The 13750-nt window shown below is 56.1% G+C and carries 11 protein-coding genes; 8 read left to right on the top strand and 3 right to left on the bottom strand.

Annotated elements, in window-relative coordinates:
• Positions 1 to 24 precede the first annotated feature (24 nt).
• Entirely contained in the window at positions 25 to 927 is a 903-nt protein-coding gene (locus C4J93_RS09995) for a LysR family transcriptional regulator (protein WP_124429230.1), read from the bottom strand.
• A 188-nt stretch (positions 928 to 1115) separates the two neighbouring features.
• Here C4J93_RS09995 and C4J93_RS09990 point away from each other — a divergent pair, with 188 nt between their 5' ends.
• The 3 genes from C4J93_RS09990 to C4J93_RS09980 are packed head-to-tail and all read left to right on the top strand — an operon-like array spanning position 1116 to position 3700.
• A complete protein-coding gene (locus C4J93_RS09990; RefSeq protein WP_124362130.1) occupies positions 1116 to 1814 on the top strand; it encodes a CoA transferase subunit A in 699 nt (232 codons plus the stop codon).
• 33 nt (positions 1815 to 1847) lie between these two features.
• Positions 1848 to 2507: a CoA transferase subunit B gene (locus C4J93_RS09985; RefSeq protein ID WP_124429229.1), complete on the top strand. Its 660-nt coding sequence runs from the start codon at positions 1848 to 1850 to the stop codon at positions 2505 to 2507.
• An 11-nt stretch (positions 2508 to 2518) separates the two neighbouring features.
• Positions 2519 to 3700, top strand: a complete 1182-nt coding sequence (locus tag C4J93_RS09980; protein WP_124429228.1) for an acetyl-CoA C-acetyltransferase — start codon at positions 2519 to 2521, stop codon at positions 3698 to 3700.
• 141 nt (positions 3701 to 3841) lie between these two features.
• On the opposite strand, the gene C4J93_RS09975 is transcribed toward C4J93_RS09980, so the two are convergent.
• The gene (locus tag C4J93_RS09975; protein ID WP_124429227.1) at positions 3842 to 4927 is read right to left on the bottom strand and encodes a DUF1615 domain-containing protein; all 1086 of its coding nucleotides are present in this window, start codon (positions 4925 to 4927) and stop codon (positions 3842 to 3844) included.
• 235 nt (positions 4928 to 5162) lie between these two features.
• Between C4J93_RS09975 and C4J93_RS09970 the strand changes: the two genes are divergently transcribed.
• From C4J93_RS09970 to C4J93_RS09945, 5 genes are all read left to right on the top strand, one after another.
• Positions 5163 to 9878 (top strand): RNase A-like domain-containing protein, encoded by a 4716-nt coding sequence (locus C4J93_RS09970; RefSeq protein WP_124429226.1) that lies wholly within the window; start codon positions 5163 to 5165, stop codon positions 9876 to 9878.
• Positions 9875 to 10189 carry a contact-dependent growth inhibition system immunity protein gene (locus C4J93_RS09965; protein ID WP_124429225.1) on the top strand — a complete coding sequence of 105 codons (315 nt, stop codon included), beginning with the start codon at positions 9875 to 9877 and terminating at the stop codon, positions 10187 to 10189. Before C4J93_RS09970 ends, C4J93_RS09965 begins: the two co-directional genes overlap by 4 nt.
• Positions 10190 to 10471: 282 nt before the next feature.
• The gene (locus tag C4J93_RS09960; RefSeq protein WP_124429224.1) at positions 10472 to 10906 is read left to right on the top strand and encodes a hypothetical protein; all 435 of its coding nucleotides are present in this window, start codon (positions 10472 to 10474) and stop codon (positions 10904 to 10906) included.
• Between the two features lie 708 nt (positions 10907 to 11614).
• Positions 11615 to 12001, top strand: a complete 387-nt coding sequence (locus tag C4J93_RS09950; protein WP_124429223.1) for a hypothetical protein — start codon at positions 11615 to 11617, stop codon at positions 11999 to 12001.
• A 235-nt stretch (positions 12002 to 12236) separates the two neighbouring features.
• Entirely contained in the window at positions 12237 to 12686 is a 450-nt protein-coding gene (locus C4J93_RS09945) for a hypothetical protein (RefSeq protein ID WP_305955626.1), read from the top strand.
• A gap of 88 nt (positions 12687 to 12774) precedes the next feature.
• On the opposite strand, the gene hemB is transcribed toward C4J93_RS09945, so the two are convergent.
• Complete coding sequence (hemB, locus tag C4J93_RS09940; protein WP_049709018.1) at positions 12775 to 13749, bottom strand: porphobilinogen synthase; 975 nt, start codon at positions 13747 to 13749, stop codon at positions 12775 to 12777.
• Between the last annotated feature and the right edge of the window lies 1 nt (position 13750).

Raw genomic sequence — 13750 nt, 5'->3', positions numbered from 1 at the left:
GCTCCCACTTTTGTTGTGTGAACTTCAGAACGTCGGAAACCGTCCCTTCCTCGCTTCATCCTGAAAGATATCAAACAACACCTGCGCCGCCGCCGACAGTTCATGCCCTGGTTTGGTCAGTACCCCAATGGGCCGCTCGATCACCGGGCCGGTCAAGGTGACGCAATGGGCGCCCGCCTCCTCCATCTGCCGCGCGCACAATGCGGGCACAGCGCTGACGCCCAAGCCGCTGGCAACCATCTTGCCCACTGTGGCCAGTTGATGACTTTCCAGCGCCACCGGCAGATTGATCTGCAAGGTACCCAGGTGCTCTTCGAGCATTACCCGCACGGTCGATGGGCGCTGAAGGGTAATGAAGGGGTGTTCCAACAGGCTTTTCCAGTCGATCTCGTTCAATTGCGCCAACGGCGAATCTCCCGATACCACGGCAATGAATCGGTCCAGGTACAGCGGCGTGAATGCCAATGACGAACCGTCGGACGGTTCGAACGCTACGCCCAATTCCACCTGGCGGTCGCGAACCATCTCCAGCACCTGCTCGTTGATCAGGTCATGCACCGTCACGTTCACCTGCGGGTAACGGGCGCGGAATATCTTCAGGATCGGCGGCAGCAGGTTACCGGCAAATGACGGCATTGCCGCCACCGTCACGCGCCCACGTTGCAAGGTGAAGCGTTGACGCAGTTCGTCCTCCGCGTTGTCCCAGTCGGCAATCAAACGGCGAGCCAGCGGGAGCAGCGATTCGCCCTCAGGCGTGAGCGCTACATTGCGCGTATTGCGACTGAACAGGCGTCCACCCAGCCCTTCCTCGAGGCCTTTGATAGTCAGGCTCAGCGCCGACTGGGACAGGTGCAGGCGCTCACAGGCAGCGGCAAAACTCAGGCTCTGGGCCACGGCCAGGAAGGCACGCATCTGTTTAACGGTCATAGGTTAGCTCCGAGCTGCAAGTTGAAAGCTGCAAGAGAAAGCGGCCACTGACAATATTTGTAACTTGCCGCTTGGAGCTGATTATGCTGTTTTTCAAACCAATCAACCTAAAAAAACAACTTAACAAATCAATCAGTCAGCGCAACACTCGGTCCATTGGCTGGCCCACTAATAATAACGAGGTGCATATGGCAGGTTTCGATAAGCGCGTGGCGTCCTATGAAGAGGCGCTGGCAGGCCTGGAAGATGGCATGACCGTACTCTCCGGCGGTTTTGGCCTGTGTGGCATTCCGGAAAACCTCATCGCCGAGATCAAGCGCAAAGGCACCCGTGACCTGACCGTGGTTTCCAACAACTGCGGCGTCGACGGTTTCGGCCTGGGCATCCTGCTGGAAGAAAAGCAGATCAGCAAAGTTATCGCCTCCTACGTCGGTGAAAACGCCCTGTTCGAGAAGCAACTGCTCAGCGGTGAAATAGAAGTAGTGCTGACCCCCCAAGGCACCCTGGCGGAAAAAATGCGTGCAGGCGGTGCTGGCATCCCGGCCTTCTTCACCGCCACCGGCGTCGGCACCCCGGTTGCCGAAGGCAAGGAAACCCGCGAATTCAAGGGCCGCCCCTATCTGATGGAAGAGTCCATCACCGGCGACTTCGCGATCGTCAAAGGCTGGAAAGCTGACCACTTCGGCAATGTCATCTATCGGCACACCGCCCAGAACTTTAACCCACTGGCCGCCACCGCCGGCAAGATCACCGTGGTCGAAGTCGAGGAAATCGTCGAACCGGGCGAGCTGGACCCCGCGCAGATCCACACCCCTGGCATCTACGTCGACCGGATCATTTGCGGCACCTTCGAGAAGCGCATCGAACAGCGCACCGTGCGCAAGTAATCCGCCCCGGCCCGAACAATAAGGACTCATGACATGGCTCTTACCCGCGAACAAATGGCTCAACGCGTCGCCCGCGAAATGCAGGACGGTTTCTACGTCAACCTCGGCATCGGCATTCCAACCCTGGTGGCCAACTACATTCCCGAAGGCATGGAAGTGATGCTGCAGTCGGAAAATGGCCTGCTCGGCATGGGCGCGTTCCCGACCGAAGAAACCATTGATGCCGACATGATCAACGCCGGCAAACAAACCGTCACCGCACGCATCGGCGCCTCGATTTTCTCCTCCGCCGAGTCCTTCGCGATGATTCGCGGTGGCCACGTGGACCTCACCGTACTCGGCGCGTTCGAAGTGGACGTACAGGGCAACATCGCCTCGTGGATGATCCCCGGCAAGCTGGTCAAGGGCATGGGCGGCGCGATGGACCTGGTGGCCGGTGCGGAAAATATCATTGTGATCATGACCCATGCGTCCAAGGACGGTGAGTCGAAATTGCTCAGCCAGTGCAGCCTGCCGCTGACCGGCGCCAACTGCATCAAGCGCGTGCTCACCGACCTGGCCTACCTGGAAATCGAAAATGGCGCTTTTGTCCTCAAGGAACGCGCACCTGGCGTCAGCGTTGAAGAGATTGTGAGCAAGACCGCCGGTAAACTGATCGTCCCGGACCATGTTCCAGAAATGTATTTCCAGTGAGGACAGATTCCATGCAAGACGTCGTGATTGTTGCTGCCACCCGCACCGCCGTGGGCAGCTTTCAAGGTTCGCTGGCCAGTATCCCGGCCCCTGAACTGGGCGCTGCGGTGATTCGTCGCCTGCTGGAGCAGACCGGCCTCGACCCGGCGCAAGTGGATGAAGTGATCCTCGGCCAGGTGCTCACCGCCGGCAGCGGCCAGAACCCGGCGCGCCAGGCCTCGATTCTCGCCGGCCTGCCCCACGCCGTTCCCGCCCTGACGTTGAACAAGGTCTGTGGCTCGGGCCTCAAGGCCCTGCACCTGGGTGCACAGGCGATCCGTTGCGGCGACGCCGACGTCATCATCGCCGGCGGTATGGAAAACATGAGCCTCGCGCCGTACGTACTGCCCGCCGCGCGCACCGGTTTGCGCATGGGCCACGCCAAGATGATCGACAGCATGATCACTGACGGCCTGTGGGATGCGTTCAACGACTACCACATGGGCATCACCGCCGAAAACCTGGTGGACAAGTACGGCATCAGCCGCGAGGCGCAGGACGCCTTTGCCGCCGCCTCCCAGCAAAAAGCTGCCGCCGCCATCGAAGCCGGACGGTTTGCCGATGAAATCACGCCGATCCTGATTCCCCAGCGTAAAGGCGACCCGCTGGCCTTTGCGGTGGACGAACAACCGCGCGCGGGTACCACCGCCGAGTCCCTGGCCAAGCTCAAGCCCGCCTTCAAAAAAGACGGCAGCGTCACCGCCGGCAACGCCTCCAGCCTCAACGACGGTGCCGCTGCGGTGCTGCTGATGAGCGCCGCCAAAGCCGAGGCCCTCGGCCTGCCGGTGCTGGCACGTATCGCCAGCTACGCCAACGCTGGGGTCGACCCGGCAATCATGGGCATCGGCCCGGTTTCGGCCACCCGCCGCTGCCTGGACAAGGCCGGTTGGCAATTGAGCGATTTGGATCTGATCGAAGCCAACGAAGCCTTCGCCGCGCAATCCCTGGCGGTGGGCAAAGAGCTGGAATGGGACGCTGACAAGGTCAATGTCAACGGCGGCGCCATCGCCATCGGCCACCCTATTGGAGCTTCAGGCTGCCGCGTTCTGGTGACCCTGCTGCATGAAATGATCAAGCGCGACGCCAAGAAAGGCTTGGCGACACTGTGCATCGGCGGCGGCCAGGGCGTGGCGCTGGCCCTCGAACGCAGCTGATTCAACGAGCAACATGGAAAGGGCCTGGCTCCACGAAAAGCCGGGCCTTTTCTTTATCGATCCCCCTGAAAGAACTCGGTCAACACGTAGGCGCTGGCTTGCCGGCGATGGCAACGCTTCAGCCCGACGCGCCGCACCTGATCAACGTTTCATACAGCGCTGATACCGCTCATCCACGCGCTTGGCGAACCAGGCCGTGGTCAGGTTGCGGGTGATCTTCGGGCTTTTGAGCACGATGCCCGGCAGGATGGCTCGCGGCAGCGGCTTGCCGGCGGCTTTGTCGGCCAGGGCGAATACGCGCTTGTAGAGCGTGGTGTCCTCAAAATCCAACTGATCACCCTGCTCCAGCTGGCTACGGATGCTGGGATTGCGCATATCCAATTTCGCTCCCAGTGAACGCACCGCCAGTTCGGTGGTACCGGGCAGCAGCGAACCATAGCGAATCAAATCCCCATCCAGCGTCAACTCAGTGCCTGAGGCACGGCTGACTGCGGCCTGGAACGCGGCATTGCGGCTGGCGTACCAACCCGCGTTGAAATCGGCGAAGCGGTACAGCGGCTGGTCATAGCTCACCGGGTAGCCGAGTAAATGAGCGATGCCGAAGTACATGCCGCCACGACGCGTGAATACTTCGCGGCGAATCGTGCCGTCCACCGTGTAGGGATAACCCCGTGCCTGTTTTTGCGCGAAGTCGATGCTGACCTGCATCGGACCGGCGGTGTGCACCGGGTTGAAGCCGCCAAACAGTGTGTTGCCCAAGGGCACCACGCTGATGAAGTCGTCGAAGATCGCGCTCAGGTCCTTCTCCGTACGTGCGGCGTTCAAACGCTCGGCATAGGTTTTGCCGGTGGGCGAGCGCACTTGTAAGGCGCTGCGTACGACAAACGCCGGTACATGAACTTTCCCGGCACGCCGCAGGATTTCATCCTGGGCGATCTTGCCCATGCCTGGCACCGGTGGGTCGACCTGAAAGGTGGACTCCTGCTCGGTCACCGCCAGCACGGCGCAGATATTTTCGGTGCTGGAGTAGATCTTCTGGGCGTCGAACGCGGTGTAGATGTCCTGGGCCCAACCGTCGCGGTCCGCGACCTTGGCGGGGAGCAGGCGCACGATTTGCGCCTTCACCTCGGCCTCGCTGCGCTCGGGTTGTTGCGGCCCTCGCGAGGTGGCGCAACCGGCCAGCACCAGCAAGGTGGCGAGGCAGAGGATCAGGCGGCTTGAATACATGAGGCTTCCTTGGTGGACGGCGGGCCGGGCAATGGGGATATCGACAGGCAAGTCTAACCGGGGTTCGTTGCTATGCCGAACCTGGTGCGGCGTTGGTTGAAAATTCCCACGTTAACGCCAGATAAGCTCTACTCCCCTGCCCTGAAAACCTCTGCAAAGTCCCTCGCCTGATTAAACAGCGCGAGGGAGTGCAGATGGTTTTTCCAGTGAGAGCCCTGATCGATGGGGCCCACCCATGATCGAAGCAACCGGCCGAGCCATTGGCTTTCTGGTGCTGGCCGCGATGGATTCAAAGACGCGGGACGTCGAATCCGTGCTCAGCGATTTCCGCGGCTGCCTCAACCACTACGACACCTGGGCACAGGGCTTTTTCAGCGCGTCGGCACTGGATGTGGAGCAGGTGTTCAAGGTTGGGAATGAGGTGGCTCTGGTCACCCCGATCAACCGTTCGATCTTCCCCAGCAGCACCGTCGCTACATGCCAGGCCAACGGCACGTTGACACTGGTGCATATGTTCCAGAGCTCGCGCTTCGTGCCGATCGGCAACACGCCGGTGATGTTGCAGCGCATCGATCCAGACGGTGGCCCGCTGGGCGAGCCCATTCATAAAACCATCGGCCCAAGCGGCATCCTCGAAGTCACCGAGTGCGACCGCAACCAGCGGTACCGGATCAGTTTCTACCCCGACGTTTCCAGCAAGCATTTCAAGGCACTGTACGCCTCTTATCAGTCGGTCATCACGCCACTGGAAGGCTGGCTGCGCAGTGAATGGGACACCACCTTCAAATCGCTATGGAAGAACTATTCCGAAGCGAATTTTCTCCAGCGCTACCTCTCGCTGCACCGCGCTTATGCCCAAGGCTTCGGCGAAGTCCTCTACTCGGTTTGGGACAACATCACGCAGTTACTCCAGTGGTTGTCCGACCCGCTGGCCAACGCTGAAAAGCTGCTGCATTACCTTTCCCAGGACGAGCTTGAAAAATTACTCGCGTTAAGTGCCGAGACCCTCGCCAAGGGTTTGCTGGTGCTCAGCGATGAGCCTTTGCTGTTCGTTCACCTGGCGGCCCTGGTCAGCTGGATGCGCATGCTGCCACCGCCATATATGAACGAAATGCTCGGGTCGATTGGCGCCGAGATCGTCATCACCCTGTTATTGGGGCTGGCGTCGGCCGGCATGGGGGTTGTGGTGCGCATCAGCACCAAAGTGCTGGCGGGCATCAAGTCACGTCGGGTGCGCAGGTGGCTGGAGCAGATAGCCGCGCAGTTCGGCACAGCTCGCTTGGAGGGGCACACCGAAGCGCTTAAGCCGGTGTTGCTGGGCAGTGCGGCGACACCGATCAAGGCGGTGCCGGTGGCGCCGTTGAAGGCGGGTGGCACGCTGGTTTCGAACCCGGTGCCAGCGGTGCGCAGCAAGACCCAGCGTACGGCGTTGGTGCGGCAGGAAGCGGTGGATGATGTGCCTGTCCCGTCTAAAAATCCGGCTGGGGAGGCTGCTGCTTCTTCGGATAAAACCGTTACGAACGGTTGCCCGGTGTCGATGGTTACCGGCGAGGAACTGCTGACCCTTACCGATGGCGCGCTGGATGGGGTCTTGCCGTTCGAGTGGACGCGCTTGTATCGCAGCAGTGCGGTGGAAGTGGATTGTGGCTTGGGGTTTGGCTGGAGTCATGCGCTGGCGCAGCGGCTTGTGGTGGCGGGCGATTCGGTGGTGTGGACGGACCACGAAAATCGCTCGACCACCCTGCCCTTGCCGACGGTGGCGCGGCCGGCGATCACCAACAGCCTGGCCGAAGCGGCGATCTATTTGGGCTCGGTTCCTGACGAGTTGGTGCTGGCCCAGGCTTCTCGGTTTTATCACTTTTGCGACGGCGTGCTGACGGCGATCAGCGATGCGTATGACAACCGATTGTTGGTTGTCCGGGATCGATTGGGGCGGATCGAGCGGTTGGATAACGGCGTGGGCCGCTCTTTGCTCTTGCGCTATGAGCTGGATCGCATCGTGGCGGTGGACTACCAGGTTCATCGCGCCACGGGGCATGAACCCTTCGTCTGGGTGACCGAGCAGAACGTCGTTTCCTACGCCTATGACGGCGCTGGACGACTGGTGTCAGCGACCAATGCCGTCGGTGAATGTGAGCGTTATCGGTACGACGAGCAGCACGTCATTCTTGAACGGCAACTGGCCGGTGGGGCGAGTTTCTTCTGGGAATGGGAACGCGCTGGCAAGGCGGCGCGCTGTGTCCGGCATTGGGCCAGTTTTTCGCAGATGGACACGCGGTATGTCTGGGGCGATGACGGTCGCGTCACCGTGCATAACGCCGACGGCAGCCAGGAAGTTTACGTACATGACCAGCGGGCACGGCTGGTACAGCGCATCAATCCCGACGGCGCCCAGCATTTCAAATCCTACGATGACAAGGGCCGTCTGACCGTCGAGCGGGACCCGCTGGGTGCGGTGACGGCCTATCAATACGACGACGCCGGACGCTTGGTCGCGCTGTTTCCGGGGGATGACGAGCCAACGGCCTACGAGCATGACAACGGCTTCGTACGGGTTGTGCGGCGCGGTGAGGCGGTCTGGAAATACGAGCGTAATGACCAAGGCGATGTCATTCGCCAGATCGATCCGGATGGCAACGCGACTGACTACAGCTACGACAAACAGGGACAACTGACCGGGGTTTGGTACCCCGACAACAGCTGCCATCGCTTGGTGTGGAACGAACGCGGGCAGCTCGTTGAAGAGCAGTTACCGAATGGCGGGATCAAGCGCTATCGCTATGACGACCTGGGCCGGCAGGTTGCGCGTGAGGATGAACAAGGCGCGCTGACCCAGTATCAATGGGACGCCGTAAGCCGGTTAACTCGCTTGGTATTGCCGGACGGTGCCACACGAGAATTCAGCTACAACCCCTACGGAAAAATCACCGCCGAACGCGACGAACTCGGCCACGTCACCCGCTACGAATACGCCGACGGCCTGCACCTGATCAGCCGCCGCATCAATGCCGACGGTACCCAAGTCAACTACCGCTACGACAACGCCCGCTTACTGCTGACCGCCATCGAAAACGAAGTCGGCGAAACCTACCAGCTCGACTACCACCCGAGCGGCCTGATCCAACAAGAAACCGGTTTTGACGGCCAACGCACCGCCTACGCCTACGACCTCAACGGCAACCTGTTGGAAAAAACCGAACACGGCGACGACGGCAGTCAGTTAATTACCCGCTACGAACGCGACCACGCCGGCCGCCTCGTAAGAAAAACCCTGCCTGATGGCAGCATTGTCGACTATGCCTACGACCGCCAAGGCAACCTCCTCAGCGTCGACGACGGCCACTGGTTCCTGGCCTACGAATACGACCGCCAAAACCGCCTCACCGCCGAACACCAAGGCTGGGGCACGCTGCGCTATGGCTACGACGCCTGCGGCCAGTTAAAAAATCTGCGCCTGCCAGACAACAACCGCCTCACCTTCAACCACGACAAAGGCGGCCACCTCGCCACCGTCGAACTGAACGGTTCGTTGCTGACTTCCCACCTGTTCAAAGCCGGTCGCGAACACCAACGCCAACAAGGCCAACTGCTCAGCCATTACCACTACGGCGAGCAAAATCGCCTACACACCCACGCCGTCACCCAGCAGGAAAACCACCTCTACCAACGCCACTACGACTACGACAAAACCGGCAACCTCACCCGCCTGCACGACACCCGCAAAGGCGAACACCTTTACCGCTACGACCCACTCCACCGCCTGACCCGCGCCGACCATACGCAAGACGTACAAGAACGCTTCGGTCACAACCCGGCCGGCAACTTGCTCATGCAAGACAGGCCAGGACCGGACATCGTTGCGGGTAATCGGTTGATAATCCAAGGCGATCACCATTATGACTATGACGCCTTCGGCAACCTCATCCGCGAGCGGCGTGGCAAGGGTCACTCACTCGTCACCGAATACCGTTACGACTGTCAGCACCGGTTGATCGGCATCACAAAGCCTAACGGCCAAACTGCTAATTATCGCTATGACCCGTTCGGTCGGCGCATCAGCAAAACCGTGGATGGCATTACCACGGAGTTCTTCTGGCAAGGCGACAAAATCGTCGCTGAGCACCACGCGGATCGTCATCGCAGCTACCTCTACGAACCCGACAGCTTCCGCCCATTGGCACTGCTGGAAGGCTTCGGCCCACAAGAAACCAAGCCCTACCACTACCAACTCGACCACCTCGGCACCCCACAGGAACTCACCACGCCTGAAGGCGAAATCGTCTGGTCCGCCCACTACCGCGCCTACGGCGAAATCAGCCGTCTCGACGTCGGCAAAATCGACAACCTGCTGCGCTTTCAAGGCCAATACTTCGACCAGGAAAGCGGCCTGCACTACAACCGCCATCGCTACTACAATCCGGATATTGGTCGTTACCTGACGCCTGACCCGGTGAAGCTGGCGGGTGGGATCAACGCGTACCAGTACGTGCCCAATCCTACTGGGTGGGTGGATCCGCTTGGGCAGAGCTGTAAAAAAACAAACTGCCCTGAAGGGCCGTACAGCGCAATAGTTCCAGGGGGAGGTTTAGCCGTACATGAGGCGGCCGGAGGCCATTTGATAGAAAAGCATGTCGGTAGAACTCACGAACAATTGCTTGATCGTTTGAGACAGGAACCACATATCCCTGCGGCTTCTACTTTTCATGATCGCGCATCAGCCGAGCTCGCCGTAACAGAGGTACTAAACAATAACAAAACCAAGATCCAAAACTTCCTCAAAGGAAATAACAATCAGGTAGTCATCATTCAAAAAACTAAAGAACCAATAGGCACCAGCTTTAGAAAGAACACGATAATACCAGTTCCGGGAAAAGAAATTTATTTAATTATTCGTAGAGACAACACTATGCACAATGGTTACCGAATTCACACAGGATTTCCAAACCCATGAACCAAGACTATCCCGAATTACAACAATTCCTTGCTGGATATTTCAATCAAGACTGGGTTGATGATCACAACAGCGCAAACGAAGTAATTAATTTCTTTATATCCGAATCTTCCGATGAAACACTGACCACAGTACAACTCGAACTAGATAAATTAATTTCCACCCCAAAAACCGAGCAAGAGCTTCAAGATTATCTGTTTTCCGATATCGGCTGCTACTACTATTATCCTAACGAGTGGAACGATGGCAGAACTTGGTTAAGACATGTTGCTTCCGTATTAAAAAACGGCCGGACCTTAAACAACAGATAAAAACAGAATCCCAATCGACACTCTCGACCTTTCGAAATAAATCAACCTCTATTACTGAATATGGGGCTGCTACGCAGCCTCACGCGAGCAAGCTCGCTCTCTATAGTGTTAACCAATGCCCTTAAATTCCTACGGGGCGCTTTAGCCGCACATGAGTCGGCAGGAGGCATCTAACAACCAGATAGCCATTACTCAAAAAATCCGAAGATCCGATAGGCAGCAGTTTTATAAAAACACTACAAAGATGTGATAGACGCTCGACAGACTAGGAAAGCCAAGACGATGAGCGCTCAAACTCTAGAAAACTTGATCACCGAATACTTAGCGCAAGTAAAAAAGGTCACCGATTTATTTGAGCACGTATTTGGAACCAAAAATCTCCTCAGACTATGGCGATCCAAAAAAATCCCGCAACGCGGGACGGTCGTTGATGAAGTCACCTACGAACTGCACGGAGTTGGTTGCAGAGTTTATTTATCTGAAATATGTGTCGACTTTGATTATGGTCCGGACGAGAGGGTCGACGGCTTCGACCCTTGGAGGCTGTACATGTACGCATGCGAAACACCGCACAAGTACAAAAAATATACAAACATCGAAACCTTGAAACGTGAGTTCAACGCTTACCTGAAAAAGGGGAAAGCCAGGAAAATTACCGGTTCCACATCTAATCTATATTCATACAACCTTGAAAAAAACAAGCCATTCGCCGCGTGAGAAAATATGTCTCTCAACGTTTAATCCACTTGCAAACTTTAGTTCTGTACCTGTTTTTTTCGAAATTTACTTCCATCATGAAATCATCGACAAAAGAAACACACCACAAATAGATCTGTCCATTTTTCCTCCAAGAGGCTTGCAAAAAATAAGCTATCTTGACGACGAAATAGTCAAAGACTTCAACCAGGTGAATATCGAATTCGTCATCCTGCCAGAACTCAAGCACGATTTAATTGTAGAAAAAATAAATGGGACCGTCCTTTCCAAGGAAATTAAATAACCTGGAACCTATTCAAATAAACACTTATATTGGTCCATCCCCATCACAGGCCGCACTAAACTCACTAGAAGAAAAAATAAAAGCAACCACTAAGCAAAATGTAATTTTCATTGGCGGCGCAACCGACAGCGCATATTCAATTTCAGTAAGAAGCCTCATGCAAGCATTGCAGTATTTTTCGAAAATACCCGAACATACGTACATACTTCAAAAACAGCTGGATTGGATTGCTTGCATTTCATTTGAGGCGACGTTGATTTTGCGAGATTTTAGCTTGCACCCGACAGCCAACTCACATATATCTTACGCAGTCACCTAAAAACAAATAAATCTGTCGCACTTTTTTTCTTATAGGAGTCACTCCGTTGAACGATGACGGCGCACATAAGGGCTACTCACTAATCAACCCAAATAGAAGCTGAAAAATGAAAGAACTAGAGATATTCGTAATCAAAAATTCAACTCGAGAAACGGCCACAATAGAATGCGACGGAAGAACAGCAACACTTTCAATAACATTTGCCAGCGGACTGAAAAAAACGTATAGCGAAGCAGATATCTATCTATGCTTTGGCTCATTGAGAAAAGAATTTAGTGATATTAAATTTCTATGCAAAGGTTCAAAAATAAATGTCTACCCTTCAGCCATGGCATCACAAATGTCCAGTGGAATCGTTGCTTATGAAACGCAAATAGGTGATTCCGATGCAAAACTCGTTCGTATATTCGACTATGAAGAAAACGAACTTACAAATGACATCAACGAACAGGTTTCTTACCGCAAAAAATGGGCCGATTCACTGCAAATTTAGCTCGACGATCATGTGACAAGCAAACTCTGAGCCACAGAGCATAATAGAAAAATCCGACAGTTACTTACTCAAGGAATAAAACTAATCAGTATGGCCCGCTCAGTCAATTAGATCCGTGTAGCCAGTTAAGTGGCTGCCGCCCAGCCCCACTCGAGCAAGTTCGCTCACCACAGAATTACGGCGTTCTTAAATTTCTGCCAACACCTGATCTAGCTCCAAGGGGAGGTTAGCCGCATTGAATACTCCATACCAAACCCCAACAGAAAATAAAATGGAAACAAAAAATATAAAAGTAATAATCAACAATGAACACAAGCAAGTCACCGTCAGATATGCCCCAACAAAACTCACCATGACATTTTCAGAAGCCGAAAACTTTAAGAAAATTTATAGAGGAAGAGACCTGTACGTCTGCTTCGCAAATATTCGAGCAGATTTTCCGCATATAACCTTTCTCTGCAAAGGAGCAAAAATAAACGTTAAACCATCAAGAATGGCCTCTCAGATGAGCGCTGGGCTTGTGGCATACGAAATGACTTTAGGCCAACAAGCAACCAACGACAACATTGTCCATTTATTCGACTATGAAGAGGAAAACCTAACAAACAACCCACAGGATCAAATTGATTTCTTCAAGAAATGGTTAAAGTCATTAGGTGCGGAAGATTACGAAAAATTTAATTGAGCGCTGTTCAAAATCAATATACAAGGTCGCCCTCCTACCCCTGTGGCAAGCAAATCCGACCCGCTCACCACAGGGATAAATGGCGCCCTTAAATCCCCGCCAACGCCAAATCCATCGCAAAGTACGTAAAAATCAAATCCGCCCCCGCCCGCTTGATCGAGCCCAAGGTCTCGCGCACCACGCGGTCTTCGTCAATCGCCCCGGCTTGGGCGCCGAATTTGATCATCGCGTACTCACCACTCACCTGATACGCCGCCACTGGCAGGCGTGAGGCTTCGCGGATGTCGCGGATGATGTCGAGGTAGGCGCCGGCCGGTTTGACCATCAGCGCGTCGGCGCCTTCCTGCTCGTCGAGCAGCGATTCGCGGACGGCTTCGCGGCGGTTCATCGGGTTCATCTGGTAGCTTTTGCGGTCGCCCTTGAGGGCGCTGCCGCCAGCTTCGCGGAACGGGCCGTAGAGGGCCGAGGCGAATTTGGTGGAGTAGGCCATGATCGGGATGTGGGTGAAACCGGCGTCGTCCAGGGCGCGGCGGATGGCCTGGACCTGGCCGTCCATCGCCGCCGAAGGGGCGATCACGTCGGCGCCGGCGCGGGCGGCGGCCACGGCTTGTTTGCCCAGGTTGACCAGAGTCGCGTCATTGTCGACGTGGGCGCCATGCATCACGCCGCAGTGGCCGTGGTCGGTGTATTCGCAGAAGCAGGTGTCGGACATCACGATCATTTCCGGCACGGCGTCCTTGATGATCGACGACATGCGCGAGACCAACCCGCGCTCTTTCCACGTGTCGCTGCCGTTGGCGTCCAGATGGTGGGACACGCCAAAGGTCATCACCGACTTGATGCCGGCACGGGCATAACGCTCGATCTCGCCGGCCAGTTTTTTCTCAGGAATACGCAACACGCCCGGCATGCTGGTGATCGGTACGAAGTCGTCGATTTCTTCTTCGACGAAAATCGGCAGCACCAGGTCGTTGAGGGTGAATTCGCTTTCCTGGAACAAGCCACGCAGCTCCGGGGAGCGGCGCAGGCGACGGGGGCGGGCTTGGGGGAACTGGCTGGTCATG

The organism is Pseudomonas sp. R2-37-08W (genome assembly GCF_003851705.1).
In the GTDB taxonomy this organism is placed as follows: Bacteria; Pseudomonadota; Gammaproteobacteria; order Pseudomonadales; family Pseudomonadaceae; genus Aquipseudomonas.
This window is presented reverse-complemented; position numbering and strand designations above follow the sequence as displayed.

Excerpts from the sequence above, each read along its gene's own strand:
- C4J93_RS09995 (WP_124429230.1), bottom strand. The coding sequence starts at position 927 with ATGACCGTTAAACAGATGCGTGCCTTCCTGGCCGTGGCCCAGAGCCTG.
- C4J93_RS09990 (WP_124362130.1), top strand. The coding sequence starts at position 1,116 with ATGGCAGGTTTCGATAAGCGCGTGGCGTCCTATGAAGAGGCGCTGGCA.
- C4J93_RS09985 (WP_124429229.1), top strand. The coding sequence starts at position 1,848 with ATGGCTCTTACCCGCGAACAAATGGCTCAACGCGTCGCCCGCGAAATG.
- C4J93_RS09980 (WP_124429228.1), top strand. The coding sequence starts at position 2,519 with ATGCAAGACGTCGTGATTGTTGCTGCCACCCGCACCGCCGTGGGCAGC.
- C4J93_RS09975 (WP_124429227.1), bottom strand. The coding sequence starts at position 4,927 with ATGTATTCAAGCCGCCTGATCCTCTGCCTCGCCACCTTGCTGGTGCTG.
- C4J93_RS09970 (WP_124429226.1), top strand. The coding sequence starts at position 5,163 with ATGATCGAAGCAACCGGCCGAGCCATTGGCTTTCTGGTGCTGGCCGCG.
- C4J93_RS09965 (WP_124429225.1), top strand. The coding sequence starts at position 9,875 with ATGAACCAAGACTATCCCGAATTACAACAATTCCTTGCTGGATATTTC.
- C4J93_RS09960 (WP_124429224.1), top strand. The coding sequence starts at position 10,472 with ATGAGCGCTCAAACTCTAGAAAACTTGATCACCGAATACTTAGCGCAA.
- C4J93_RS09950 (WP_124429223.1), top strand. The coding sequence starts at position 11,615 with ATGAAAGAACTAGAGATATTCGTAATCAAAAATTCAACTCGAGAAACG.
- hemB (WP_049709018.1), bottom strand. The coding sequence starts at position 13,749 with ATGACCAGCCAGTTCCCCCAAGCCCGCCCCCGTCGCCTGCGCCGCTCC.